The organism is Enorma burkinafasonensis (assembly GCF_902150035.1).
Classification (GTDB): Bacteria; Actinomycetota; Coriobacteriia; order Coriobacteriales; family Coriobacteriaceae; genus Enorma; species Enorma burkinafasonensis.
In genome coordinates this window covers 136,341-162,208 of sequence record NZ_LR597502.1, presented here as the reverse complement: position 1 = coordinate 162,208, position 25,868 = coordinate 136,341, and the positions used below count along the sequence as shown (strand labels likewise).

Annotated in this window: 18 protein-coding genes; 7 read left to right on the top strand and 11 right to left on the bottom strand. The window is 66.3% G+C overall.

Translation table 11 applies throughout. The features are described 5' to 3' along the window. Positions 1 to 12: 12 nt before the first annotated feature. A complete protein-coding gene (nrdD, locus tag FS885_RS02185) occupies positions 13 to 2,235 on the bottom strand; it encodes an anaerobic ribonucleoside-triphosphate reductase (protein WP_144743364.1) in 2,223 nt (740 codons plus the stop codon). Positions 2,236 to 2,713: 478 nt separating this feature from the next. On the opposite strand from nrdD, the gene FS885_RS02180 reads away from it, so the two are divergent. Both FS885_RS02180 and FS885_RS02175 read left to right on the top strand, forming a co-directional pair. Then, a complete protein-coding gene (locus FS885_RS02180; protein WP_144743363.1) occupies positions 2,714 to 3,817 on the top strand; it encodes a glycerol dehydrogenase in 1,104 nt (367 codons plus the stop codon). A gap of 415 nt (positions 3,818 to 4,232) precedes the next feature. Beyond that, positions 4,233 to 5,411, top strand: a complete 1,179-nt coding sequence (locus FS885_RS02175) for a cation diffusion facilitator family transporter (protein WP_144743362.1) — start codon at positions 4,233 to 4,235, stop codon at positions 5,409 to 5,411. Between the two features lie 63 nt (positions 5,412 to 5,474). Here the strand turns inward: FS885_RS02175 and argH are convergent, their stop codons facing one another. The 4 genes from argH to polA form a co-directional block, all read right to left on the bottom strand. Then, positions 5,475 to 6,890 carry an argininosuccinate lyase gene (argH, locus tag FS885_RS02170; protein WP_144743361.1) on the bottom strand — a complete coding sequence of 472 codons (1,416 nt, stop codon included), beginning with the start codon at positions 6,888 to 6,890 and terminating at the stop codon, positions 5,475 to 5,477. 80 nt (positions 6,891 to 6,970) lie between these two features. Next, positions 6,971 to 8,371 (bottom strand): argininosuccinate synthase, encoded by a 1,401-nt coding sequence (locus tag FS885_RS02165; protein WP_144743360.1) that lies wholly within the window; start codon positions 8,369 to 8,371, stop codon positions 6,971 to 6,973. 420 nt (positions 8,372 to 8,791) lie between these two features. Continuing rightward, entirely contained in the window at positions 8,792 to 10,204 is a 1,413-nt protein-coding gene (locus tag FS885_RS02160; RefSeq protein ID WP_144743359.1) for an MFS transporter, read from the bottom strand. A gap of 73 nt (positions 10,205 to 10,277) precedes the next feature. Beyond that, positions 10,278 to 13,070 (bottom strand): DNA polymerase I, encoded by a 2,793-nt coding sequence (gene polA, locus FS885_RS02155; protein ID WP_144743358.1) that lies wholly within the window; start codon positions 13,068 to 13,070, stop codon positions 10,278 to 10,280. 229 nt (positions 13,071 to 13,299) lie between these two features. On the opposite strand from polA, the gene FS885_RS02150 reads away from it, so the two are divergent. Continuing rightward, on the top strand, positions 13,300 to 16,428 hold the full coding sequence (locus FS885_RS02150) for a vWA domain-containing protein (protein ID WP_144743357.1): 3,129 nt from the start codon (positions 13,300 to 13,302) through the stop codon (positions 16,426 to 16,428). Positions 16,429 to 16,557: 129 nt separating this feature from the next. Then, on the top strand, positions 16,558 to 17,148 hold the full coding sequence (locus FS885_RS02145; protein ID WP_144743356.1) for a TrmH family RNA methyltransferase: 591 nt from the start codon (positions 16,558 to 16,560) through the stop codon (positions 17,146 to 17,148). A gap of 456 nt (positions 17,149 to 17,604) precedes the next feature. On the opposite strand, the gene FS885_RS02140 is transcribed toward FS885_RS02145, so the two are convergent. Further along, positions 17,605 to 18,405 (bottom strand): Abi family protein, encoded by an 801-nt coding sequence (locus FS885_RS02140; RefSeq protein ID WP_144743355.1) that lies wholly within the window; start codon positions 18,403 to 18,405, stop codon positions 17,605 to 17,607. A gap of 351 nt (positions 18,406 to 18,756) precedes the next feature. Here FS885_RS02140 and FS885_RS02135 point away from each other — a divergent pair, with 351 nt between their 5' ends. Continuing rightward, complete coding sequence (locus FS885_RS02135; protein WP_144743354.1) at positions 18,757 to 20,124, top strand: ATP-binding protein; 1,368 nt, start codon at positions 18,757 to 18,759, stop codon at positions 20,122 to 20,124. A 15-nt stretch (positions 20,125 to 20,139) separates the two neighbouring features. Next, positions 20,140 to 20,346, top strand: coding sequence for a hypothetical protein (locus tag FS885_RS02130; RefSeq protein ID WP_144743353.1), 207 nt, complete (start codon positions 20,140 to 20,142; stop codon positions 20,344 to 20,346). A 94-nt stretch (positions 20,347 to 20,440) separates the two neighbouring features. Here the strand turns inward: FS885_RS02130 and FS885_RS02125 are convergent, their stop codons facing one another. Beyond that, complete coding sequence (locus FS885_RS02125; RefSeq protein WP_222419865.1) at positions 20,441 to 20,692, bottom strand: TIGR04076 family protein; 252 nt, start codon at positions 20,690 to 20,692, stop codon at positions 20,441 to 20,443. 205 nt (positions 20,693 to 20,897) lie between these two features. Continuing rightward, the gene (locus FS885_RS02120) at positions 20,898 to 21,854 is read right to left on the bottom strand and encodes a DUF1848 domain-containing protein (protein WP_144743352.1); all 957 of its coding nucleotides are present in this window, start codon (positions 21,852 to 21,854) and stop codon (positions 20,898 to 20,900) included. Positions 21,855 to 22,196: 342 nt separating this feature from the next. Here FS885_RS02120 and FS885_RS02115 point away from each other — a divergent pair, with 342 nt between their 5' ends. Then, on the top strand, positions 22,197 to 22,997 hold the full coding sequence (locus tag FS885_RS02115) for an AAA family ATPase (RefSeq protein WP_144743351.1): 801 nt from the start codon (positions 22,197 to 22,199) through the stop codon (positions 22,995 to 22,997). 24 nt (positions 22,998 to 23,021) lie between these two features. On the opposite strand, the gene nudC is transcribed toward FS885_RS02115, so the two are convergent. From nudC to FS885_RS02100, 3 genes are all read right to left on the bottom strand, one after another. After that, positions 23,022 to 24,152, bottom strand: a complete 1,131-nt coding sequence (nudC, locus tag FS885_RS02110; RefSeq protein ID WP_246060716.1) for an NAD(+) diphosphatase — start codon at positions 24,150 to 24,152, stop codon at positions 23,022 to 23,024. An 85-nt stretch (positions 24,153 to 24,237) separates the two neighbouring features. Then, the gene (locus tag FS885_RS02105) at positions 24,238 to 25,236 is read right to left on the bottom strand and encodes a DUF389 domain-containing protein (protein WP_144743350.1); all 999 of its coding nucleotides are present in this window, start codon (positions 25,234 to 25,236) and stop codon (positions 24,238 to 24,240) included. Positions 25,237 to 25,394: 158 nt separating this feature from the next. After that, entirely contained in the window at positions 25,395 to 25,775 is a 381-nt protein-coding gene (locus FS885_RS02100) for a sigma factor-like helix-turn-helix DNA-binding protein (RefSeq protein ID WP_144743349.1), read from the bottom strand. Between the last annotated feature and the right edge of the window lie 93 nt (positions 25,776 to 25,868).

The window sequence follows — 25,868 nt, the reverse complement described above, 5'->3', positions numbered from 1 at the left end:
CCGGCCGGCCCGCTACAGGTGCAGCACGCGGTCGCGGATCTCCTCGGTGCGGCCCTGGTTCCAGAACTGCGTGCCGATGTAGCCGCAGGTGCGGCGCGCCACGTTGAGCTTCTCCTGGTCGCGGTTGCCGCAGTTGGGGCACTCCCACACGAGCTTGCCGTCGTCCTCGACGATCTTGATCTCGCCGTCGTAGCCGCACACCTGGCAGTAGTCGCTCTTGGTGTTGAGCTCCGCGTACATAATGTTGTCGTAGATGTACTGCATGACGCGGATGACGGCCTTGAGGTTGTCCTGCATGTTGGGCACCTCGACGTAGGAGATGGCGCCGCCGGGGCTGAGCGCCTGGAACGCGCTCTCGAACTTGAGCTTGTCGAAGGCGTCGATCTTCTCGCTCACGTGCACGTGGTAGCTGTTGGTGATGTAGCCCTTGTCCGTGACGCCCGGGATGATGCCGAAGCGGCGCTGCAGGCACTTGGCGAACTTGTAGGTCGTGGACTCGAGCGGCGTGCCGTAGAGCGAGTAATCGATGTTCTCGGCGGCCTTCCACTCGGCGCACTTGTCGTTCATGTGCTGCATGACCGTGAGCGCGAACGGCGTGCCCTTCTCGTCGGTGTGGCTCGCGCCGGTCATGTACTTCACGCACTCGTAGAGGCCGGCGTAGCCGAGCGAGATGGTGGAGTACCCGCCGTAGAGGAGCTTATCGATGGTCTCGCCCTTGTCGAGGCGCGCGAGCGCGCCGTACTGCCAAAGGATCGGCGCGGCGTCGGAGAGCGTGCCCTTGAGGCGCTCGTGGCGGCAGCGCAGGGCCTTGTGGCAGAGCTCCAGGCGCTCGTCGAAGATCTCCCAGAAGCGGTCCTCATCACGCGCCGAGGAGCACGCGACGTCGACCAGGTTGATGGTCACGACGCCCTGGTTGAAGCGGCCGTAGTACTTGGGTTTTCCCGGCTCGTAGTTCTTGGCGCGCGCCACGTTGTCGTAGCCGTTGCCCGAGCGGTCGGGCGTGAGGAAGCTGCGGCAGCCCATGCAGGTGTAGACGTCGCCCTCGCCGGGCTTCTCGCCTGCCGAGAGCTTGAGCTCGCGCATCTTCTTGGCCGAGATGTAGTCGGGCACCATGCGCTTGGCGGTGCACTTGGCGGCGAGCTGCGTGAGGTAGAAGTACGGGCTCCCCTCGGAAACGTTGTCCTCCTCGAGCACGTAGATGAGCTTGGGGAACGCGGGCGTGATCCACACGCCGGCCTCGTTCTTCACGCCCTCGTAGCGCTGGCGGAGCGTCTCCTCGATGATCATCGCGAGGTCGTGCTTCTCGGCCTCGGAGCGGGCCTCGCCGAGGTACATGAACACGGTCACGAACGGCGCCTGGCCGTTGGTGGTCATGAGGGTCACGACCTGGTACTGGATGGTCTGCACACCGCGGCGGATCTCGTCGCGCAGGCGCTCCTCGACCACGTGCGCGATCTTGTCCTCGCTCGCCTCGAAGCCGAGCTCGGCGAGCTCCTCCTCGACGCGGTGGCGGATCTTCTGGCGGCTCACCTCGACGAACGGCGCGAGGTGCGTGAGCGAGATGGACTGGCCGCCGTACTGGCAGCTCGCCACCTGCGCGATGATCTGCGTGGCGATATTGCAGGCCGTCGAGAAGCTGTGCGGGCGCTCGATGAGCGTGCCCGAGATGACCGTGCCGTTCTGCAGCATGTCCTCGAGGTTCACGAGGTCGCAGTTGTGCATGTGCTGGGCGAAGTAGTCCGAGTCGTGGAAGTGGATGATGCCCTCGTTGTGGGCCTCGACCACGTCGGCGGGCAGCAGCACGCGCTGCGTGAGGTCCTTGGAGACCTCGCCGGCCATGTAGTCGCGCTGCACGGAGTTGACGGTCGGGTTCTTGTTGGAGTTCTCCTGCTTGACCTCTTCGTTGTTGCACTCGATGAGCGAGAGGATCTTGTCGTCGGTGGTGTTCTTCTGGCGCTTCAGGCTCTGCACGTAGCGGTAGATGATGTAGCGGCGCGCGACCTCGAACTTGTCGAGCTTCATGAGCTCGTCCTCCACGAGGTCCTGGATCTCCTCGACCGAGACGGTGTGGCCGGCGGCCTCGCAGGCGTCGGCGACGTTCTGGGAGGCGTAGACCACCTGGCGCTCCGTGAGGCGGTCGCTTTCCTGCACCTCGCGGTTGGCGGCGCGGATGGCGTTCTCGATCTTCTCGATGTCGAAGGCGACCTCGGTACCGCTGCGCTTGATGATCTTCATGGGAGCCCTCTCGTGTCTGCTCGCGGACTGTTTTGCGGGGGTGCGCCAGGCGCTGCCGGCGCGTGCCGGGCGCGGGCGCCGTGCCGCATCGGTAATCTATCTTACGCGAGACTTCGGCACTACACATTGTGAACTTTTCCGCTTCGACATCTACATGTTGTGTTTTGGCAGGTCAACGCAATTGGCTTATTTCCGCTCACATTAGCCTGGCGGAGCGCACGGCGCGCGTCCCCCTCCCCCTTGGGCGCTCTACCTGCCGCGGCGGCGCAAGGGCGCTCTCCATAGACGTGGACGCGCCTTCACAATCGGTGGAGGCGCGGTTGGGGAAAGCTCGGGGGATTCCGCTTGAGCCTAGATGTTGTGCGCGCCGATGGGTACAAGGGGACCGGGTGCACCCGCGCCCAGGCGGCACGCCCCGCGCCGGCGCCCTGCGCCCCGGTGGGCGCGCCGCATCCGCGCCATAGGAACAGGAGATATCATGGCACGCATCTTCAACAGCCCCGGCAAGTACGTCCAGGGCCCCGACGCCCTCGCCGAGCTCGCCCGCTACACCGAGGCGCTCGGCTCCTCCGTCCTCGCGATCTCGACCGCGGCGGGCATCGAGCGCGTCGGCGCCAAGATCGAGGCGGGTTTCGCCGAGAGCGCCGCGTCGGTCGCCTTCGAGGCGTTCAACGGCGAGTGCTCCGACGCCGAGATCGACCGCATCTGCGCCGCGGCCACGGCGGCCGGCGCCGACGTCATCGCCGGCGTGGGCGGCGGCAAGGTGCTCGACACCGCGAAGGCCGTCGCGTACAAGCTCGGCGTGCCGGTGGCGATCTGCCCCACCATCGCCTCGTCCGACGCGCCGTGCAGCGCGCTCTCGGTCATCTACACCGAAGACGGCGTCTTCGACCGCTACCTCTTCCTCCCCTCCAACCCCGACATCGTCCTCATGGACACGACCGTCATCGCGGCCTCGCCGGTGCGCCTCACGGTCTCCGGCATGGGCGACGCGCTCGCCACCTACTTCGAGGCGCAGGCCTCCGTCGACTCCGAGGCCGACACCTGCGCCGGCGGCAAGGCGACGAGCGCCGCGCTGGCGCTGGCCAAGCTCTGCTTCGAGACGCTCATGGCCGACGGCGTGAAGGCCAAGGTCGCCCTCGAGGCCGGCTGCCTCACGCCCGCCGTCGAGCGCGTGATCGAGGCGAACACCCTGCTCTCGGGCATCGGGTTCGAGAGCTGCGGCTTGGCGGCGGCGCACGCCGTGCACAACGGCATGACGCAGCTGCCCGAGACGCACGGCTGCTACCACGGCGAGAAGGTCGCCTTCGGCACCCTCGTCCAGCTCGTGCTCGAGAACGCCCCCACCGAGAAGCTCGAGGAGGTGCTCGGCTTCTGCATGGAGGTCGGCCTGCCCGTGACCCTCGAGGAGCTGGGCGTCGAGGACGCCTCGCGCGAGCGCATCATGGCGGTCGCCGAGGCCGCGTGCGCGCCCGGCGACACCATGGGCAACATGCCCTTCACGGTGACCCCCGCGATGGTCTGCGATGCCATCCTCGCCGCCGACGCGCTCGGCCACTACTACCACCTCGACCTCGCATAAGCCCGTCTATCGACGGCAGGCGCCCCGGACGGCCTCGCGGCGACGAGCCGCGGGGCCGTTTTCGCGCGCGGCGGCAGCATCGCACGCGCGATGGGGCCGTGCCGGGACCGTTTTCGCGCCCGCCACGGGCCGCCTCTCCGCATCGCGGGGCCGTTTTCGCGCGCTCGTTGCGGAATTCGGTGTGAGAATCGCCATGGGGTCGCGAGACCCGCGACGGGCACCTCTGCGACCTGCGGTTTTGTGAGCCTCGCTGCGCGATGCGGGCAACGGTACTAAACTTGACACCGAATTCCGCAACGAGCGTGCAACGGCACCCGATTCCGCGACCCGGTACCGTGGATACCCGCGCCCTGGGCGCCGCGGCGGCCAGCCGCGCGCACGGGCGCCTGAAACCCAGAGGAGGAGACCCCGCGCTATGACCGAATGGCTGGTACGTCGATTCATCCGCGACCACGAGCGCACCTCGGACCCTGACGTGCGCACCCGCTATGGGCAGTTCGCGGGAGCGGTGTGCATCGTCTTGAACATCGCGCTCTGCCTGGCGAAGGGAGCGATCGGCCTTGTCGCGGGCTCCGTCTCGATCGTCGCCGACGCGGTGAACAACCTCTCGGACGCCGCCTCGAACATCGTGAGCCTCCTGGGGTTCAAGCTCGCGAGCCGCCCGGCCGACCCCGAGCACCCCTACGGGCACGGGCGCTACGAGTACCTCGCCGGCCTCGTGGTCGCGGCGCTCGTGCTCGCCATCGGCATCAACCTCGTGATGTCCTCGGTGGGCAAGATCGCCGCGCCCGAGCCCACGGGCTTCTCCGCCGCGCTCGTGGCGGTGCTCGCGCTTTCCATCGCGGTGAAGCTGTGGATGGCGGCGTTCAACCGCGCGCTCGGGCGGCGCATCGGGTCGGACACCCTCGAGGCGACCGCCATCGACTCGCGCAACGACGTGATCAGCACCGCGGCGGTGCTCGCCTGCGCCTGCATCTCGCGGGCGACCGGCATCGAGCTCGACGGGTGGGCGGGCCTCGCGGTGGGCGCCTTCATCTGCTGGAGCGGCGTGGGGCTTTTGCGCGACGCCGTGAACCCGCTGCTCGGCGAGGCGCCGAGCCCCGAGCTCGTGGAGCACATCCGCACCAAGATCCTCTCCTACCCCGGCGTGCTCGGCACGCACGACCTCATGGTGCACGACTACGGCCCCGGGCGGCAGTTCGCAAGCGCGCACGTCGAGATGGCCGCCGAGGCCGACCCGCTCGAGAGCCACGACCTCATCGACAACATCGAGCAGGACTTCAAGACCGAGGACGGCCTCATCGTCACCCTGCACTACGACCCCATCGTGACCGACGATCCCGAGGTGCTCGACATGCGCAACTGGATCGCCACGGCGGTGCGCGGCATCGACGGGCGCATCACGATCCACGACCTGCGCTGCGTGCCCGGCCCCACGCACACGAACGTGATCTTCGACTGCGTGCGCCCCGCCGACCTCGCACTCACCGCCGACGAGCTGCGCGGGCGCGTGGCCGCCCTCGTGCAGGACCGCTACCCGCGCACCATCGCCAAGATCACCGTCGACGAGAGCTACGTGAGCTCGCAGCAGTAGGCGGCAGAGCGCCCCGGTCGCCGTGAGGCAGATGGCGGCCGGCGGGGGCGCCCCGAGCCGAACCTAGAAGTCGATGACGGCCGAGAGCAGCGCCATCGAGCTCTCGTCCACCAGGTAGCGCGCCCGCGCGCGCCTGAACTGCGCCTCGACGGCCTCCGGCGCGGTGCCGCCCTCGGTGGTGCGCGCCGCCACGACGGCGTCGAGGTCGAGCGTGCGCACGATGTCGCGGCCGATAAGCTCGCTCGCCTCCCTGAAGGCCTCGAGCGGGAGCTCCGAGATGTCGCAGGAGCGCTTCTCGGCCTCGAGCACCAGGTGCCCCACGACCGCGTGCGCCTCGCGGAACGGCATGCCGCGTTTCGCGAGGTAGTCGGCCACGTCGGTCGCCGCGAGATGCCCGCGGTCCATGGAGGCGCGCATGCGGTCCGCGTTCACGGTCCACGTCGAGACCATGCCGGCCATCACGGCGAGCGCCTGCTCGACCGTGCGCGCGGCGTCGAGCGCGCCCTCCTTGTCCTCCTGCATGTCCTTGTTGTACGCGAGCGGAAGGCCCTTGCAGGTCACGAGCAGCTGCACGAGGTCGCCCACCACGCGCCCGCATTTGCCGCGGATGAGCTCGGCGAAGTCGGGGTTCTTCTTCTGCGGCATGATCGACGAGCCCGTCGAGAAGGCGTCGGAGAGCGTGATGAACCCGAACTCCTGGCTGCTCCAGAGCACGATCTCCTCGCCGAGGCGCGAGAGGTGCACGGCGCACACGGCGCAGGCGTACTCGAGGTCGAGCAAAAAGTCGCGGTCGCTCACGGCGTCGAGCGAGTTCTCGATCACCCGTGAGAAGCCGAGCTCCTCGGCCGTCATGTGACGGTCGAGGGGGTAGCTCGTGCCGGCGAGCGCCGCTGCGCCCAGCGGCGAGGCGTCGGCCGCGTCGAAGGCGGCGCGCAGGCGCGTGAAGTCGCGCGTGAGCATCCACACGTAGGCGAGCAGATGGTGCGAGAAGAGCACCGGCTGCGCGTGCTGCAGGTGCGTCATGCCCGGCAGCACCGTGTCGCCCGCCGCCGCGGCGGCGTCGAGCAGCGCGCACCTGAGCCCGAGGTTCGCCTCCATGAGCCGGCGGGCGAGCGCCTTGGCGGCGAGCCTGGTGTCGGTCGCCACCTGGTCGTTGCGGGAGCGCCCGGTGTGCAGGCGCGCGCCGGCCTCGCCGATGCGGGAGGTGAGCTCGCGCTCGATAGCCATGTGGATGTCCTCGTCGGCGATATCGAACGTGAAGGCCCCCGCGTCGATATCGGCCTCGATGCCGTCGAGCCCCGCCCGGATGGCCGCCGCATCCTCCTCGGAGATGATCCCCTGGGCGGCGAGCATCGCCGCATGTGCGCGCGACCCGGCGATATCCTGCCGGTACAGCACCTTGTCGACGGGCAGCGACGCGCCGAACTCCCGCGTCACGGGCGCCGCGCCCTCCTCGAACCTACCGCTCCACAGCGCCATGCGCCCGATCCTTTCCAAACCCGGCGCACGCCGCGGCGACGCCTCCTGACCTTCTCGTCTCCTCCATGCGGGAGCGCCCCCTAAAGGGAAGCGGCCTGCGCATATGCTACCGCGCCGCCGCCCTCGACCACGCCGAAACCCGCGGCCTGCGCGGCATCGGCCTTGGCGGCGGGTGCCGCCGCACCCGAATCCACGCCCGGGGCCGCCGGCGCCGAGCCCTGGCCGCCCGCCAGCGCGCCCTGCTTCATCGCCCAGGTCTTGAGCGAGAGCGCCTGGATGTCGATGAAGCCCTTCGCGGCCTGCTGGTCGAACGCGTCGTCGTTGTCGTAGGTGGCGAGCGTCCGGTCGTAGAGGGCCTCGGCGCTCTTGCGCCCGACGACCGTGCAGGAGCCCTTGTAGAGCTTGAGCTTGACGCTACCGGTGAGCACCTGCTGCGTGGCACCCATGAACGCGTCGATGGCGAGCTTGAGCGGGCTGAACCAGCGGCCGTTGTAGACCTGGTCGGCCCAAGTCTGCTCGAGGCCGAGCTTCATGTGGAGCACGTCGCGCTCCAGGCAGAGGTCCTCGAGCGCCTTGTGCGCCTGGATGATGGCGAGGCCCGCCGGCACCTCGTAGCACTCGCGGCTCTTGATGCCCACGTAGCGGTTCTCGATCATGTCGATGCGGCCGAAGCCCGCCGCGCCGGCGATGGCGTTGAGCTCGCCCACGAGCTCGACGAGGCCCATCTTCTCGCCGTTCAGGCTCACGGGCACGCCCGCCGCGAAGCCGAGCTCCACGTAGGTGGGCTCATCGGGCGCCTCGAGCGGGCTCGCGGTCATCGTCCAGATGTCCTCGGGCGGCTCGTTCCAGGGGTCCTCGAGCACGCCGGCCTCGATGGCGCGGCCCCACAGGTTGTCGTCGATGGAGTAGGGCTTGTCGAGGCTCACGTCGACCGGCACGCCGTGCGCCTTGGCGTAGGCGATCTCGTCGGGCCGCATGCCGAGGTCCCACTCGCGCACCGGCGCGATGACCTTGAGCGTGGGGTCGAGCGCCATGATCGACGTCTCGAAGCGCACCTGGTCGTTGCCCTTGCCCGTGCAGCCGTGCGCCACGGCCACGGCTCCGTGCTTGTGCGCGGCCTCGACGAGGTGCTTGGAGATGAGCGGCCGGGAGAGGGCCGAGAGCAGCGGGTACTTGTTCTCGTACATGGCGTTGGCGGCGATGGCGCAGGCGAGGTAGTCGTAGGCGAACTCCTCCCGCATGTCGACGACCTCGCAGGCCACCACGCCGAGCGCCTTGGCCTTGGCCTCGATCTTCTCGAGCCCGTCGTGCTCCTGGCCCACGTTGCCGAGCACGCAGACCACGTCGTAGCCGAGCTCGTCCTGGAGCCACTTGACGCAGACGGAGGTGTCGAGGCCGCCCGAGTAGGCGAGCACGACCTTGTCCTTGGCGGGCGCGGAGACCTGGGGGGTGCCGGTGTTGGCGGTGGCGGTGGCGTTCATGGTTCGTCCTTTCACATGGTGGGGATGCGGACGAGCCCTTCAAAGGCGCTGGTGTATGTCGATGGGGGTTCCGGGTGCCTGGGAGGCGGCGGGCGCATGGCGCGCGGGGCTCGGCATCACCCGGAGGGAAACGACGACGTACCTTATCGGGACTCTGGGGATGCGCGAGATGCGCGCGGGCAGAGACGACCGGTTATCGTCGTCGAGAGATCGCGCGCTGGCGTCGGTTCTGTGCATCGGCGGCGCACTGGCCGGGCAGGATGGCGCTAGCCGCCATGCCCTCGTATGTCGCCTGCGTGTCGTGCACCTTACAGCCCCTCGCCGGAAACGGACGCGATCTGGATGCGCGCCGTGCCCGCAGGTTTCCGGGCGCGTGCGCGTTGGGGGGTATCCTACCCTATCGCGCACCGCTTTGCCAAGCTAAAGTTCTTCCTGCCGCGTTTTGTTTCGAGACGGTAAACCGCGCCGCTCGTCCTCGACGATGCACGCGATGCGGCGACGGAGCAGCGCGAGGCAGGCCACCGGCACGACGATCACGAAGGCGCTCGCGCCCACGAGCACGCCCTGCACGCCGAAGGCGGCCGCGGCGGCGGGCGCGGCCTCGAGCGGCAGCACCCCCGCGCCGTTGAACCCGGCGTTCATGATCGAGTTGACGCGCCCCATCACCCCGAGCGGCGTGTGCAGCTGCACAAGCGTGCTCTGGAGCGGCGTGATCGCGCCGAAGGCCACGCCCAGGAGGAGCTGCCCGCCGAGCGCGCAGGCGACATGCGGCGTGCCCACGTAGAGCAGGCAGGCCGCCCCCTCGAGCGCGATGAGGAGCATGAGGGTGCGCACGTTCACGTGGCGGCGCGGCACCTTGAGCGCGAGGACGGAGCCCGCGACGCTGCCCACGCCGGCCGCGCTCGACAGCCACCCCATCCACGCGATATCGACCTTGAGGACGTCGCGGTAGAAGAGCGACTCGAGCGGGTCGAAGGCGCCGTAGCCCGCGTACGAGAGGAGCCCCACCCAGAAGAGCAGCGCGAGCGAGGGCGTGACCATGACGAGGCGGAGCGCGTCGGCAAACGTCGGCTCGGCGTTTGCGTCCGTGCCCCCGCCTGCGGTGCCCCCGCCGGCCAGCTCACCGGCCGCCACGGTATCGCCGGCCGCGTCCCCGCCGGCCGCCACGGTATCGCCGCCCGTATCCCGGACGCCCGCAGCGCCTGCGCACGCCCGCTCCCCCGCCTCCCCGCTGGTACCGTACACGGCCGAGCACGTGCGCATGAGCGGCACCGCGGCTGCGCCCGCGGCGAGGGCGAGCACGGCGGCGACGAGGAACACGCGCTCCGAGGGCAGCGCGGTCGCGACCGCCGCGCCGAGCGCGGGGCCCGCCGCGACCGAGGCGTACGAGGCCACGGACATGAGCGCGTTCACGCGCTTGAGCTCGTCGGCGTCGGCGGTGAGGTAGGCCGGGTACGCCGAGAGGAACAGGTAGTTGAGCCCCATGGAGAAGCTGAAGAGCGCGCCGAGGCCGAGCACGCGCGCGGCATCGAGCTCGACGACCTGGAAGGCGAGGCTCACCGCGAGCGTGCACCCGAGCGTCACGGCCGTGTGCGCCCGCGGCCCGCGCATGGACGAGACGACGCCGCCCACGGCGTTGCCGGCGACCACCGCCGCCGCGAGCACGCCCACCGTCACGGACAGGTAGACGGTATCGGCGCCGAGCCGGTAGGTGAGCGTGCCGATGACCCCGATGAAGTAGGCGGCCTGCATGCCCAGATACAGCAGGAACCGCACGGCGACGAGCGCCCACGTGCCGCGGGGCAGACGCGCGGGCGCCGGATGCGCGACCACAGACCCTCCCCTCGCGCTCGGCGCCGGCCCGCCGGTGGGAACCCCGCCGGCGCGAGGGCGCCCCGCTGACTCGCTACTTGGCGTCCGCCCAGGTCTCGCCGCACGACGCCTCGGCGATGAGCGGCACCCTGAGCTCGACGGCCCCCTCCATGACCTCGCGGACCATGGCGATGAGCGCCTCGACCTCCTCGGCGGGGCACTCGAAATCCAGCTCGTCGTGCACCTGCAGGATCATGCGGGCGGCAAAGCCCTCCTCGCGCAGGCGGCGCGCGACCCGCGCCATGGCGATCTTGATGATGTCGGCCGCGCTCCCCTGCATGGGGTGGTTCATGGCCGTGCGCTCGCCGAACGCGCGCTGCGCGGGGATGCGCATCTTGAGCTCGGGGATGGGGCGGTGCCGGCCGAACATGGTCTCCGCGTACCCGAGCCGCTTGGCGTCGGCGACGGTGCGGTCCAGGTAGGAGCGCACGCCGGGATAGGCCTCGAAGTAGCGGTCGATCATCTCGCGCGCCTCGGCCATGGGGATGTCGAGCGACTGCGAGAGGCCGTAGGCCTGCTGGCCGTAGACGATGCCGAAGTTCACGGCCTTCGCGCGGCTGCGCAGCTCGCGCGTGACCTCCTCGACGGGCACGTCGAACACGCGCGCCGCGGTCTCGGCGTGGAAGTCCTCGCCCTCGCGGAAGGCGCGGATGAGGTGCTCGTCGCCCGAGAGATGCGCGAGCAGCCTAAGCTCGATCTGCGAATAGTCCACCGCCACGAAGACGCTGCCCGGCGCGACCGAGAACGCCGTCTTCACGGTGTGCCCGAGCTCGGAGCGCGTGGGGATGTTCTGCAGGTTGGGGTTGGACGAGGAGAGGCGGCCCGTCGCGGTGACGGTCTGGTTGTAGGTGGTGTGCACGCGCCCGTCCTCGCGGCGGAGCGGCCCCAGCGTGTCCAGGTAGGTCGACTTGATCTTGGTCTTCTCGCGGTACTCGAGGATGAGCCGCACGAACTCGTTGTCCTGGGCGAGCTCCTCGAGCACGTGGGCGTTCGTGGAGTAGTAGCCGCGCTGCGTCTTCTTGAGGCCCTTGGCGGGCAGGCCCATCACGTCGAAGAGGATGTGGCTGAGCTGCATGGGGCTCGAGATGTTGAACGACTCGTCGCCGGCCATCGCGCGGATGCGGCGGGCGAGGTCGTCGATCTGGTCGCCGAGGCCGCCGGCGAGCTCCGCGAGGCGCTCCGGGTCGACGAACATGCCCGTGCGCTCCATGGCGGCGAGCACCGGCACGAGCGGCATCTCGATGTCGCAAAAGACCTCGCGAGCGCCCTCGGCCTCGAGCGCGCGCATGAGGGGCTCCACCGCCGCCCGGGCGACCGCCGCCGCGCGCTCCGCGCCCGCCGGGGCGCCGTCCGGCGCACCCTCCTCGCCCGCCGCGGCAGGCAGGGCGGTGTGCAGGTAGGTGTCCGCGATGTAGGCGTCATCGAAGCTCGAGCGCACCGAGTCGAGCACGTAGGCGGCGACCACCGTGTCGAAGATGCGCTCCGGGTCGACATCGAGCGGGTCCATGAGCTCGGGCTCGGCCGAATCGATCGGCGAGAGCTCGTGCAGAAGCGCCTTGACGTCGGGCGAGGCCACGCGGCCCTCGGCGAAGAGCCGCCCGAGCGCGCCCGCCACGAGGCCGTGCGCGCAGTCGAAGCCCGCGACCGTCCCGAGCGCGGAGGCCGCGGCGCCGGCCGGCTCGTCGAGCGCGACGAGCGCGCGGCCGGTCGCGACCCAGAGCGTGTGGGTGAGGCCGAAGAGCGCCCCCTCCTGCTTGTCGTCATCGAGGACCGCCGCGACCCACTCCCCCGCCACGATCGCGCGGTCGAGCTCCGCGAGCGCCTCCTCGACGCCCGCGCCCGTGCCGGCGTCGGCGCGGATGGCGCTCGCGAGCTCGAGGGCGCCCGGCGCCTGGGCGGGCTCGCCGTCGCCGATGAGGGCGAGGAAGCGGTTCTGCATCGCCATGATGCCCAGCGCGCCGAGCGCCTCGGTCACCGCCGCCGCATCGAACGCGGGGAACGCCGTGTTCTCGAAATCGAGCTCGACCGGAGCGTTCGTCTGGATGGTCGCCACGCGGCGCGAGAGCAGGGCATCGTCAATGTGCGCGCGAAGGTTCTCGCCCATCTTGCCCTTGACCTCGTCGGCGTGGGCGATGACCTCGTCGAGCGAGCCGTACTGCGCGATGAGCGCGCTCGCCTTCTTGGGGCCGATGCCCGGCACACCGGGGATGTTGTCCGACGTGTCGCCCTTGAGGCCGTAGAAATCGGGCACGAGCTCGGGCGTGATGCCATGGTAGAGGTCCTCGACCGTCTCGGGCGTCATGATCTGCACGTCCGAGAGGCCCTTCTTGGTACCCACGATCTTCACGTGCTCAGTCGAGAGCTGGTACATGTCGCGGTCACCCGTGACGAGGAACATGTCGCACCCGGCGGCCTCCCCGGCACGCGCGAGCGTACCCAGGATGTCATCGCCCTCCCAGCCCTCGGCCTCGAGCACGGGGACGGAGAGACGCTCGAGCAGCTCCTTGATCATGGGGAACTGCGGGCGCAGATCGGGATCCATGGGCGGGCGCTGGGCCTTGTACTGCGGGAGCATCTCCATGCGCACGCTCGGCTTGCCCTTGTCGAACGCCACGGCCACGCCGTCAGGGTGGAACGCGTCGACCATCTTGAGGAACATGTTGAGGAACCCGAACACGGCGTTGGTAGGCCGGCCGTCCGGCGCGTTCATGGTGGGCGGTACGGCGTGGAACGCGCGGTGCATGAGTGAGTTGCCGTCGATGACGGCGAAGACGCGGCGAGCGTCGGAAGCGGTCTTGGGACTGGCGGTGGCGTGCGTATCGGGCATGCAGATCCTCTCTGTCTATACGTTCCCCTCAGTCTACCCCATCGCGCGGGCACACACCGGGCTTCCAAAGATCGCCTCGCGCCGACGGCATCCCTCATGAATCCCACCACTTGGCGGTCCGCGGTATAAGCAGGCGGGGAACGGGTAAGCGGAGAGTACCCATGCTATAGGCGACGGATCGCCGGCAGAACTCGCCCGAACAGTTCGCGCCGCCTAGAATCGAGGTCCCATGACCCGTATCACCCGCCGCCTGGAGACCGCCATCCTCGCCTTCCTCATGCTGGGCACCCTCCTTCTCGTCACCTGCGCGCCCGCGCTGGCGCTGCCCGCCCCCTCGGGCGAGGAGCCGGTCGCCGCGGCATCCACGGACGGATCGCCGGACGGGAGCGATCCCGCGGTCACAGGCGTCGACAAGATCGCCGACCCCGACAGCTCCTCCTCCTGGACCGATTTCCTCGGCGGCGAGAACGATGGCTCCTACAGCACGGCGAACGCGGGCCGCATCTGGGTCGATGCCTCGGTATACGCCGGCGAGGAAGCGGCTTCGGCGGCGGGCAGCGCCGACGGGTCCTTCCACGACCCCGAGAACGGCTTTCTCGTGAGCATCTCCGCCATCGCGCAGACCGCGTCCATCCACCAGCAAGACGGCGGCGGCCACGATGTCGTGTTCGTCGTGAGCATGAACAGCGTGCTCGGCAGCATGGTCTATGCGGAACGCCCCTATGCCGACTACGTGGTGTCGGCCCTGAACAGCGCCATCGGGCGACTCATGGCAGAAAACGAAGGCAGTGCGGAGCCCACGCGCGTCGCCGTCGTCGGCTACTCCTCCGAGGCCACCGTCCTCATGCCGCTCGCCGCATACGAGCCCGCGCCTGACGGAGCCTACCTGGACTACGACGAGACATCCCGCTCCGTCGACGTGACGGCGCGCATGGCGGGAGCGCCTGCATCCGGCAGCGCGAGCACCACCGCGAGCGCGAGCCTGGGAGGCGGCTCGTACCTGCAGCGCGGCATCTACCTTGCAGGCGACATGCTCTCCCACGCCGGCTCCGCCGGCGCTACGGGCCACTCTCCCGAGCTTGTCATCATGGGCGTGGAGAACCCTCCCATGGCGAGCACGAATGTTGAGAACCCTCCTGCCTACACCGGTGGCTCCACGGGGTTCCTCGGACCGCTCCCCAATTCCCGTGAAACCGGCTACGGAACCGACAGCATGCTCGCGACCATGCTCACCATGCGCTCGGTGCAGCAGCGCGTGGACGCCGCCTACGCACCGGGAGGAAGCCGGCTCACCATCTACACGACCGGCATCGACACCACGGATGCCGTCGCCTACCTGCTTGATACCGCGGAGGGCCAGGCGGAGCGCGAGCTCACGGCCACGGTCGGCGGACGCACCGTCGACCTCAAGGCAAACCTCGCGCAAGCCGCCCGTTCCTACGCCCAAGCGGCTGAGCAGGGCGACGACACCGTATCGCTCGACCTCTACGGGTCGGGACGAACGGGCATCGTGGCGGAATCCGTCGAGTTGCCGATCATCTCCGGCCTTCTAGACGAGGAAGACCCCGCGAATGTGAGCTGCGTGGACCGGCACTACTCGTCGCGCAGCGCATCGGCCGTCGGCTGGGCATTCGCCTCTGCCCTCGACGAGATCTTCGATGTGCACTACACCTCCCCCGTCGATGCCGACGATGCGATCGCAGGAGGAAGCCGCATCGAGGCGCACAGCGCAGTGGGCGCCGGAATGGAGGTCTCGTCCGTCACCGGCGTGCAGTACGGCGACTCGCTGCTCACCGGTTCCCTCGCGGCGCAGGCGATACAGATGAGCCTCGAGAACCCTGGCGACCTCTCGGGTGCGACGCACGAGTTCAACTACCTCGTCCAGAGCATCAATGATCGCTACCACCTGGGTTACGACGCCTACAACCTGTTCTATGAGGCCAAGGCGGACGGACAGGTTTCCTACGATGCGGCGAGCGGCGCGTTCTCGAACCGCGTCTCGTGGTACATCGATGCCGACCATCATATGGTTGCAGGAGATGGCGGCGTCCCCTACCGCTTCGCCACGCAGCGCGAGATCGATACCATCACCACGGGCACCGGCGACGCCCAGATTCTAGAGCGCATCGACCGCGCCCGCGATGCTGGAGCGACCGCCGTATGCGAGACCTATCTCTACATCGGCAACCTGCCCAACTTCTACACCGGCGGGGATGTGGCGCTCTACGACTTCTACATCGCCGTCGAAACCGACCTCGACACGCGCGCCCAGACCGTATACGTATCGGTCCCCTCGGACGCCGTGCCCGCGCTGCGCACCGACGTCACCCTCCATGCCGACGGACGGGCGAGCATGTCGATCGACGGGGCCGAGGACCTGAGTCCGCTCCGCATGATCTTCGAAGTCGCTCCGCGCGCCGAGGTGCGCGGAGCAATCGAGCGGGTGCACGCAGGAGATGTGGCGGCGCTGAGCGAGCTCGAAGCGGCGCTCGGGTCCGCCTGCTACGAAGACGCCGCGGGATCGCTCGCCGTCACCGCGCTCGCGGTCGATGGCAGCGGCGATAGCGCGCAGACGGCTACCATCGTGACCGGCGCGGCGGCTGCGGGCAACAGCGCGTACGTGCTCGCGCAGGACCAACCGCTCTACACGCTCGCCCCGGGAACGCAGGAGCCTTCGGGCGAGCTCCCCGCGCCAAGCGACCTCGCGCCCCTCATGCGCGCCCCGCGCGCTGGCGAGACCCTCTACTACATGACCACCGCGTACCGCGCCACGTTCGCCGCTGGCGAGCAGACCGCGAGCGCCGAAGCGTATGATGCGGTCCATCCCTACCAGGTCGCCCAAGAGGATAATCCGTCCTGGTATTCCGGCGCCGACGGCCGCTACGCGCTTTCCGCGGGAACACCGGCGCGCTCGAGCTCCTCCGCCGCGGTCGCGACGACGAAGACGGAGAACGCCACCGGCACGGCATCGTACCGCCAGCTGCTCACTGGCACGCATGAGGGCGGGGCGTTCGTGCTCACGGCCGAGCTGGGGAACAATGGCTCGTACCGCTTCGAGACGGAGCACGAGGAGCCCAAGCCGGAGGAACCCGGAACGGAAGACCCTGATCCCGAAACGCCTGGTGATACCGACCCCGGCGATACCGGCGGCGGAACGGACGGCGAGCCCGGAGGCGGGTCCTCGTCGACGGGACCTGCCACAGGAAGCTCTGCAGATGACGCCGCAGGGCAGCAGAACGCATCCGGGGCGCTCGCCGGTACGGGAGATGCCAGCGGCATGGGGCTCGCCGTTGTCCTTGGGGCCGTAGGTATCGTGGCGTGCGCGGCAGGCATCGTGCTTTTCAGGCGCAGGAAGTAACAGCTGGGCCACTCCCAGCGGCATGGGGCTGCTCCTCGTGACATGAGGCCGCCCCGTGACATAGGGCAGCTCCCCGTGGCATGATTGCCCCATTGCCAGCAGGTTCTTCCACCCTAGCAAGGAGAAGCAATGTTCAACATCGTCCTCTTCGAACCGGAGATTCCCGCCAACACGGGCAACATCGGCCGTACGTGCGTCGTCACCGGCACGCGCCTGCATCTGATCAGGCCGCTCGGGTTCTCGCTCGATGACAAGGCGCTGCACCGCGCGGGCCTGGGGTATTGGGAGAACCTCGACGTCGCGGTCTATGAGAACTGGGAGGATTACCTCGAACGCTGCGGGCTGGCGGGCGAGGCGCAACCGCCGCAGCTGCATCTCCTCACCAAGAAGGCGCAGCGGCTCTATACCGAGGCGACGTATCGCGACGGCGACTACCTGGTGCTAGGCAAAGAGAGCTCCGGCATCCCCGAGGAGGTCCTGGCGGCGCATCCTGCGTGCTGCGAGCGCATCCCCATGCTGCCCGATGCGGAATCGCTCGACAACGCCGCGTCGTGGAAGACGCCCGCAGGCGAGGACCTGGCGCATGAGGCGCTCAAGCGGCAGGATATCTGCGGCAACTTCATCGACCCCAACGAGGTGCGCATCAGCGCGCTCAACCTGTCGAACGCCGCGGCCGTGGTGCTGTACGAGGCGCTCAGGCAGATCGGGTTCAGGGGATAGCACGAGCAGGGCGGCGGGCGCCAGCGGCCTTTCGCCTGCGTGCCGCTATTTCAGCGAATCGATCCAGCGCTCCACGATGCGCTCCGTGTTCCCGTTGGATAGCGATAGTAGACGACGAGGGTGCTCATAGCGGCCTCCTGGCTGGGTGATGGATGTGGATCGCCACCATTCAACTCCTTGGAGTTGGGTCGAAGTCAAGGGCGACATCTGACGGTCGAAAACATGGATGAAACTTCATAATCGCTGCAGTTGCCAGCACGTGAGATACGCTGTCGACCGATAAAGCGCCAGCTACGCTCGAACGAAAACGGGGCAGAACCGCTCTTGCAGTCCCGCCCCGATAAGCCCGAAGGCTTTGTAACGCATGTTTTCTGTAACAGTCCTGCAGCGTCTGTCAAGCGACGCAGGAAGCGCCATGCCGCAATCGCCGGATTCTCGAGTGCAAGCCCGCTCGCCTCAACAGCTTCGAACAAAATCGAAGAGTTCATGTTTGCGATCAGCGCGGACCGATCCATCGGGCACGGTAGTGGCATAGAGGTGTATCAAGCTGCAAATCTGTACCATCCGGCGCCCATGGAGCCACTTGACACGCAAGCGCCTGGGAATTCCGTAAGAGTTCATAGCGTTGACGAGCATCGCAGGCGGCTTGGCGGAAACGTCAGCCGAAGTAATTTCGTTGAGAATACATGCGCCATGGGCTCCCGCGCTACGGACCTGTCTCGCGTCCTTGTACTGGTAGTGAGCGAGTCTGAGTATTTTATCGCCCCACCTATCGGCGCAGAACCGGACTAGGTCTGCGAACATACCGAAAGGCACAACCTCACAGAACGCCCAGATGGGCATGTCGCCGAAATGTCTCCTCACGACTCCACCCGTATAAGGGTCATTCCTTCGCCTCTTGAACTCCCCTTCGATGCGGGAACGTTCGCTGTCGGAAAGGCTCTCGCGGTAGTCACGCATGAGGGTATAGCCATCCTCTTCATGATCCTCTGCAGCGGCGAGCAGGCGGGCTTTCGCGAAGTGTTCGACGTCGAGAGCCATATGCAACGAGACGTCGCGCAGCATGCGGTCGAGGTTGGAGAGAGTCCTCAGGTGCCCGAAGTCGAGGTTTACGTACTGGCCGTCCCGTGGGCCGCCAACATGCTTGGGGAAGAGCTTCCGGTATGCGTAGACGCGGAAGAACTGGCACTTTGTTCGCAGGTGCGCCTTGGCCTCATCCTCGGAGCAAAGCTCGAAGCTGATTCCCTTTGCTTTCATGTGGGCAATTTGCTGATCAACGCTGAGCAAAGGCTTGGCGCGCGGCTGCGGGAGCTGGATTTCCCAGTTCGGCGAGAGCTCGCTTCATTTCTATCGTTAACGGAAGCTCCCATGACCCCCGCATACGCATCCTTCACTTGTCCTGCTACATCCCAGCCTACGCTGTTCCCAAGGATTGTCCGTATTGGTCACGTCCATCTCAGAAGTTTGCGTATTATTGGATATATCGATCATCTGCAAACTGCGTATTATTGATTCTGCTTGGCTATAATAGATTGCGTATTATTGAAACGTCTCCACATGGCAGCTATGTTCGGTTTGTGCCGATCCGATCGACGATGAGGAGTTGCGATGGAACTCAAACGCACCATCTACAGCAAACTCGTGGAGTGGAAGGAGCGTTCCCAGGGCAGGACCGCCCTTCTCATCGAGGGGGCGCGCCGCATCGGAAAATCGACCATAGCTGAGAAATTCGGCAGGGAAAACTATCGTTCCTTCGTCATCATTGACTTTGCCGTCGCACCAAAGACGGTGCGGGATAATTTTACGGATAATCTCACGAATCTCGACAGGTTCTTCCAAACGATTTCCCTCGAGTACGGTACCCGCCTGTTCCCCCGCGAATCACTCATTGTCTTCGACGAAGTGCAACGATTTCCGCAGGCGCGCGAGGCGGTGAAATACCTCGTCGCCGACGGACGCTACGACATTCTCGAAACGGGCTCCCTTATCTCCATTCGCGAGAACGTCGAGGACATCGTGATCCCGTCAGAGGAAGAGCGTCTCAAGATGTACCCGCTGACCTTCCCGGAGTTTTTGACGGCGGCGGGGGAAGAGCCCCTGCTCTCCTACATCCGCGAATGTTTCCAGCTGCACCAGCCGCTTGAGGACGCCTTCCACAAGAGGGCTTCGCATCTCGTCAGAGAGTACATGCTGGTCGGTGGTATGCCCCAGAGCGTCGTTGCCTACTTTGAGGGAGGGCGCGATTTCTTCTCAGCAGATAGGGAGAAGCGGCGAATCCTCGATCTTTACCGCGATGACATAAAGAAGGCGGCGAAGAGGTACAAGTCAAAGGTGTCGGCGCTGTTCGAGTACATCCCCGGCTATCTCTCCACCCATGAGAAAAAGGTGACACTCAGCAAGGTCGACACAGGCGGAACCTTCGATCGCTACGACGATCCCATCTTTTGGTTGGGGGACTCGATGATGTGCAACCTGTGCTTTGGGTGCAATGACCCGAACGTCGGGTTCGCCCTCACCAGAAATGAGACCAAGGTGAAGTGCTATATGGCGGACACAGGGCTGCTGGTGAGCTTGGCCTTCTCGGAGAACGAGCTAGGCTCGATGGAGCTGTACCGTCAGATAATAAACGGACGGCTCTCACTCAACGAGGGTATGCTGCACGAGAATCTCATCGCTCAAACCGTTGCCTCTGCGGGAAGAAAGCTCTATTTCTATGCACATTACAGCAAGCAGAAACATCGAAACGACATCGAAATCGACTTCTTGCTGTCGAACGGCAGCAAGACCAACGTGAAGGTCTACCCCATCGAGGTGAAGTCGTCGAAGAATTACTCGGCCATTTCCTATGGCGCGTTCAAGAAGCGTTTCGGCAAACGGATCGGTGCCTCCTATATCGTGCATCCGAAATCGCTCTCGGTGGATGAGAACGGGTTGAGGGTGCCGACGTATATGGCGTTCTGTCTAGCGGAGCAGTAAATTAAGCCCCTGGGCATGGCGTTTGCTTCCATCTATCAATATCCGGATCGCGCTACCGCAGCGCGTCTATCAGTCGCGCCCCTTGCCATTACGCTGGTGAAGGGCGATGAGGTCGTCGAGGCGGGAGAAGAGGGTGCCGATGCAGCATTGTTCCTCGCAGCTCGGAAAGCTGAATCGGAGTTCCAAAAATTCCTCGAAACTGTTGCTCCTGCCTACGGTTAACCCCGATGCAGCCGACCTAAAGGGCCTGGCTGTCGCTCCCCTACGCTCCCGTATACGCGTCCTCCGTGCTATTGGAGAAATCCTGCTCGACGAGCTAGGCGCGCTCGGCGTCCGTCTCGGGGATGTCAATGCGCTCAATTTTGAACACCACGGGGCGCGTGCCGTCGTTGCAGCAGGCAATCATCATGCGGTCGTCCGCGGTCCAGCCGTGCATGATGGAACCACCCTGCATGGCCGTGTAGATATAGCGGCTGATGCAGTCCCACGCCTCCGCGCAGGGGAATTTCGGGTCCAGATCGCGCCCGAAGTGCCAGAAGTCGTCCTTGCCGTCCTCGCGCTCGAACAGATACTCTTACCCCACCGCAAAGCACGGGCGCGGCCCGCTCGCCGGATCCGCCAGATAGCGCTCCTGCAACTCAGGGAAGCACTTGGTCTCGAGCACCGTCACCTTGCACTGATGTTTCATGGTCGGTTCCTTCTGCAGGACACGTTGTGGTCACGTCCAACGTGTACCCCAGCACGGGCGATCGTTGCACGCGGACACCGCCGTCTTACAGCTCAAGCCGCTCTTGCTCCGCAGCCGCCCGTGCTCTCGCCGCAAGGTAGCTCCGCTGCGTTGCCTGCGTCACCACATCACCCGGCATGAGATGCCCCAGCATGAGCGGGAACTCCGGGTCGTGTTGGTCGCGAAACGCCCTCGCCGCTCCGCGAGCGTCGGCGTTCGCATAGCAATACCGGCACCCGTTGGGGCAGCTGTTGTACGCCCCGATGTCGCGCATCTCCATGCAGGCGCAGCCCTCACGCATGCCGCGATGTGCGAGCTGCCTGCATGTGACGCCGTTCGCCGCGCCGAGCGCCTCCAGGGTCACACAGCCCGCCTGTGCGATGCCATAAGCGGAGTAATCCTTTCGCGTCGCGCACGCCTGCAAGCGTAGCCCGCGCTCGCGCGCGATGCCGCCCAAAAGCTCCGCCATGTAGATGCGCTCTTCCTCCATAAGGGGCAAAAGCTCGGGCATGTTCCGGTCGAGTTTTCGATACGGCTCCACGAAGCTGAACACGCAGCGGCTCACATGCGGCGCCAGGCGGCGGGCCATATCGTCGAATGTGCGCCGATGCGCCTCCGTGGTGTAGCGCTCGCTTAAGAGCACCGGGTCATAGCGCCAGACGATCCGCTCGCGCCCTACGATGCGCTCGAGCTCGATAAGCGTCTCGATACTCGCATCGACATCCGGAACCCCGGGCTCCATGTCGCGCCCATACGCGGTGATGGTGTAGAAGAAATACGTGTTGAAGCGGTCCGTGATCTCGTGCAGGTGCGAAAGGATGGGCGCGTAGTTCTTCGAGCAGAACACGACGCAGTCCACCACCGACGGGTCGAGCTCGTAGCGCGTGACCTTCTCCGGGAAGCGCGGGTTCCGCACCAGCACGTAGCCCTCGGCAAACCGCCTGAGCAGCCAGTCCGTGTAATACTGCACGGTATCCGTCCGCCCGCCAGTGTTGATGATCATGCGCGCCCACCTCCCCCATCACGGCTTCAGCGTTTCATTAGTTCAGTTGTCGCAATTTGCGCGACAACTGGAAGGCCTATACGACATGAACAATATGCAAAACATGCATATTACTGGCCACTACCAGCAGAAATGCCAAGATGGGTAATTTGCAAAATATGCAAATTACCCACCACTACCAGGGGCTCTCGTACGCAGCCATGCCATAAACCTCTCACTTTCATGTCGATTATACCAATAGTAAGAACATCTGTTCGCCATCATTCCCACATTGGGGCACCCGAGCCACAACCATGTCCGCACCGCAGAATATGATGGAACTGCGCGAACAAAGGAGGCGCCATGGACATCCAGCCGTTTATCACCCGTGTCTCCATCGATTGGGATGTCGTCCCAAGCGGCGATTACACCCACGGCATCCCCGCCCTCCACTTCGATAGGCCCATCGATTTCACCACCCCTGTCACCCTGTTCGTCGGCGAGAACGGGTCGGGTAAGTCAACCCTGCTCGAAAGCATGGCGGTGGCCTTTGGGCTCAACGCCGAAGGCGGCTCCCAGGGCTACCGCTTCACCACGTACGACTCGCACGGCTCGCTCCATGAGGCGGTCCACCTCACCAGGAGCATTCGCCGTCCCAAAACGAGCTACTTCCTGCGCGCGGAAAGCTTCTACAACGTCGCCAGCGCCGCCGAGTCGTATCGCGACGACGGTCTATCCCTCACGCCGAAGGAGATCTACTACGCGCGCTACGGTGGCAAGTCGCTCCACGAGCAATCGCACGGAGAGAGCTTCCTTGCGCTGGTGCAGAACACGTTCACCGACAACGGCTTCTACCTGCTCGACGAGCCCGAGGCGGCGCTTTCCCCCATGCGCCAGCTCACGCTGCTCTACGAGCTCCATCTGCTCGCGCAGCACGGCGCGCAGTTCGTCATCGCCACGCATTCCCCCATCCTGATAGGCATGCCCGGCGCCCGCATCCTCTCGTTCGATGACGGGCGCATCCATGAGGTCACTTATGAGGAGACCGAGCACTACCAGGTCATGGAGATGTTCATCAACCGGCGACAGCAGATTCTCGAGCAGCTACTGTCCTGCTTGAACCAAGCAGCGGCGTCGCCGCTCGAAAAAGCTACGGGCATCTAGGGCGCGCACGTCGACGATCCGCGCCTACGACGGGGAGCCAATCCCGCCGAGCGGGGCTCCAAACCAGTCCTCGATCATGTGGCGTGCGATCGACGCCCGTCCGGGAAGCTCGACCTCTCCGGCTTCGACGGCGCGCGCGAGCTCAGCCCGCGTGAACCAACGCGCCGAAGCGACCTCCTCGTGGTCCACGCGGGCATCGGTCGTACGGGCATGAGCGCGAAAACCGAGCATGATGGACGCGGGGAACGGCCACGGCTGGGAACCCAGATAGCGGATCTGGTCGAGCTCGATACCCACCTCCTCCATCGCCTCGCGGGCAACCGCGTGCTCGAGGCTCTCGCCCGCCTCCACGAACCCCGCGGATACCGAGAAGAACCGCGGTCGCCACGCGGTGTTGTTCTGCAGGAGAATCCGGTCGTCATCATCCACGATCGCCGTGATGACCGCCGGCTCGATGCGCGGAAAGAGAAGCCGATCGGGGTCGGCAGGGTTGGAACAGGTCTGAGCCCAACCAGCGAGCGCGGACTTCACGGGCGCGCCACATGCCGGGCAGAAGCGCTGTCCGGCGTGCCACATGCTCACCGCCACCGCGCTCGTAGCGAGGCCGGCGTCGAGCTGGGAAGCACCCGGCGCAAAGGAGCGCAGCTCAACCCAATCGAAGCGCCGGCGCACCGTGCCGAGCATCGGGATGCCCGCGGCACCGAACTCGGCGTCGGCACCGCGATGGCTCGCGGGCGGCACGTCCGTGGCGCGCGTGATATCGAGAGCGAGGTAGGGAACCTCAGGTTCCGCAGCGCAGTCGATGCCGAGGTAGATGGCAAGGCAGCCCTCAAGCGCTGCGATCGAGCGCGCTTCGGCGGGCTCAATGAAGGCGAGCGGAACCTCGCCTGCGGGCGCCTTGGCATCCGGTCGGGGAGCAGCGGGGTCATCCGCGCAGTCCAGCGCCTCCGGAGCCAAGCCGTGCGCGCGGCGCGGCACCGCCACGAGTCCGCCATCGACCAGCATCACGCGCGTGCGGGCATCTGCGAGCAACCGGTCTATGAGGCCGTCCTCGCCGCGGCGCTCGACATCGAGGTCGACCACCGTCTGCGCAAGGGCGAGCCGGTCTTGAAACCCATTGCCGCAAGCCGGCCTGCCTGTTGCATCCATCTCCATCGCACTGCTCCTCTCAATCCTCTCCCCTATACCCAGCGAACCTTGAGGCAAGACCGCTGCCGGAGCTACCGGAGATTCGAAGGGGTCATCCATGCAAAATCCGATGCTCCTCGACCACGGCGAGCGACAGCTCCCTGATCTCGACACCGGCGTCGATGAGGTCGTCGTCGAGCTCCTCGGCATCGGGAACGTTCCCCGAACCGGCGATCTCTATACGCAGGACGCCGTCCTCGAACTCGAAGCGCGCAACCCGGTACTCCGAATCGCCCGCCCACGCCGACACGATGTCCTGGACCCGGCGCAGCTGGTCGTTCTCATGGATGACGCCCATGCTCGACGCACCCAGTAGCAAGGCGATCACCACCGCGGCGAACGCCACCGTGAGGTACCACATCTCGCGCGCCTTGCCCTCCATGACCGAGAACGCGCGCGTCCCCAGCCCCGCGAGCAAATAGACCGCAGCGCCGGCAATCTGGATGGCCACATAGTTGGTGACGAACAGCAGGAAGGCGCCGTGCGCGGCGGCGGGTGCGCCCTCGTAGAACGCCGCGCCCACGACGCACAGCGGCGGCACGATCGACGCCGAGATGGCGATGCCCGGCACGGCGTCGGGGATGTCGCGGCGCATCGAGGCGAGGGCCGCCATGAAGCCGGCGGCGAGCGCAATGATGAGGTCGACCAGGCGCGGCGAGGTGCGCGCGAGCACCTGGGAGTTCGTACTCATGTCGACATCGACGGGGATGATGGCGGTGACGCCGATCGAGACCGCGAAGACCACCGCCATGCCGCAGACGGTGAGGGCGAAGGTCGCGAGCGTGCGCCGCGGCCTGCCGACCGCCGTGGCGAGCGCGGACCCGAGCATGGGCGACATGAGCGGCGCCACGAGCATCGCGCCGATGATGGTCGTCGCCGAGTCGGCCGCGATGCCCGCCGTGGCGATGACCGTGGCGACCACGAGCCGCAGGAAAAAAGATGAGTACTGCCTGAGCGGGTCGTCGACCGTCACGAAACCGGAGCGCTCCGCCGCGGCCACGACCTCGGGGTCGAGCTCGCCGCCGAGCAGGATCTTTCGCAGCAAAGCCATGGAGTGTCTCCTCCTGCCCCGCGTTCAACTCACGGATTGAAACCTTATACGCCCGTCCCGCATTCTAGACGACAGGAACGTTCCCCGCGATGCCGAGCAAACGATCTAGCACCCGAACAGCTCCGCCGTCCGTCCCGTCTTCTTGCTTCGCCGGTACGCTAGCCTTCCTTCATGAGCACGGAGACGCGCTGCTGCGAAAGACCAACCAAGGAAGCTATGTCCCGAAGCGTTAACCCCTCCCCACGAAATCGGCTGATTGCCTGACGGGTAAGATCGGATGCGGCCCTCTGCTTCTCCTCCGCATCATGACGAGCCCTCTCAAGCTCCTCGAGCATCTCTTGAGCATCGGCGTCAAGGATGGGAACGATCTCCACATTCGCGACCTCAAAACCAAGCATCGCCGCGGCATCGCGAACCATCGCATCAACCTGATCTAAACGGCGAGCTTGAGAAAACAGTCCGGGAATCTCATCGACCGAAATGGCCCACCAGCCCATATTGCGTGTAACTTTTGCATGCACATTTTGAGCGGACATCATCTACCTCCAAAGAGATAACGCAGGATGGAGCGTGCGGTTATCTCGTTCACCTCGTTATGCCGGGGAATCGTCGTCTTCACGCTTCCGACACGC

Coding starts and splice junctions, on each gene's coding strand:
- nrdD (WP_144743364.1), bottom strand. CDS start 2,235: ATGAAGATCATCAAGCGCAGCGGTACCGAGGTCGCCTTCGACATCGAG.
- FS885_RS02180 (WP_144743363.1), top strand. CDS start 2,714: ATGGCACGCATCTTCAACAGCCCCGGCAAGTACGTCCAGGGCCCCGAC.
- FS885_RS02175 (WP_144743362.1), top strand. CDS start 4,233: ATGACCGAATGGCTGGTACGTCGATTCATCCGCGACCACGAGCGCACC.
- argH (WP_144743361.1), bottom strand. CDS start 6,890: ATGGCGCTGTGGAGCGGTAGGTTCGAGGAGGGCGCGGCGCCCGTGACG.
- FS885_RS02165 (WP_144743360.1), bottom strand. CDS start 8,371: ATGAACGCCACCGCCACCGCCAACACCGGCACCCCCCAGGTCTCCGCG.
- polA (WP_144743358.1), bottom strand. CDS start 13,070: ATGCCCGATACGCACGCCACCGCCAGTCCCAAGACCGCTTCCGACGCT.
- FS885_RS02150 (WP_144743357.1), top strand. CDS start 13,300: ATGACCCGTATCACCCGCCGCCTGGAGACCGCCATCCTCGCCTTCCTC.
- FS885_RS02145 (WP_144743356.1), top strand. CDS start 16,558: ATGTTCAACATCGTCCTCTTCGAACCGGAGATTCCCGCCAACACGGGC.
- FS885_RS02140 (WP_144743355.1), bottom strand. CDS start 18,405: ATGAAAGCAAAGGGAATCAGCTTCGAGCTTTGCTCCGAGGATGAGGCC.
- FS885_RS02135 (WP_144743354.1), top strand. CDS start 18,757: ATGGAACTCAAACGCACCATCTACAGCAAACTCGTGGAGTGGAAGGAG.
- FS885_RS02130 (WP_144743353.1), top strand. CDS start 20,140: ATGGCGTTTGCTTCCATCTATCAATATCCGGATCGCGCTACCGCAGCG.
- FS885_RS02120 (WP_144743352.1), bottom strand. CDS start 21,854: ATGATCATCAACACTGGCGGGCGGACGGATACCGTGCAGTATTACACG.
- FS885_RS02115 (WP_144743351.1), top strand. CDS start 22,197: ATGGACATCCAGCCGTTTATCACCCGTGTCTCCATCGATTGGGATGTC.
- nudC (WP_246060716.1), bottom strand. CDS start 24,152: ATGGAGATGGATGCAACAGGCAGGCCGGCTTGCGGCAATGGGTTTCAA.
- FS885_RS02105 (WP_144743350.1), bottom strand. CDS start 25,236: ATGGCTTTGCTGCGAAAGATCCTGCTCGGCGGCGAGCTCGACCCCGAG.
- FS885_RS02100 (WP_144743349.1), bottom strand. CDS start 25,775: ATGATGTCCGCTCAAAATGTGCATGCAAAAGTTACACGCAATATGGGC.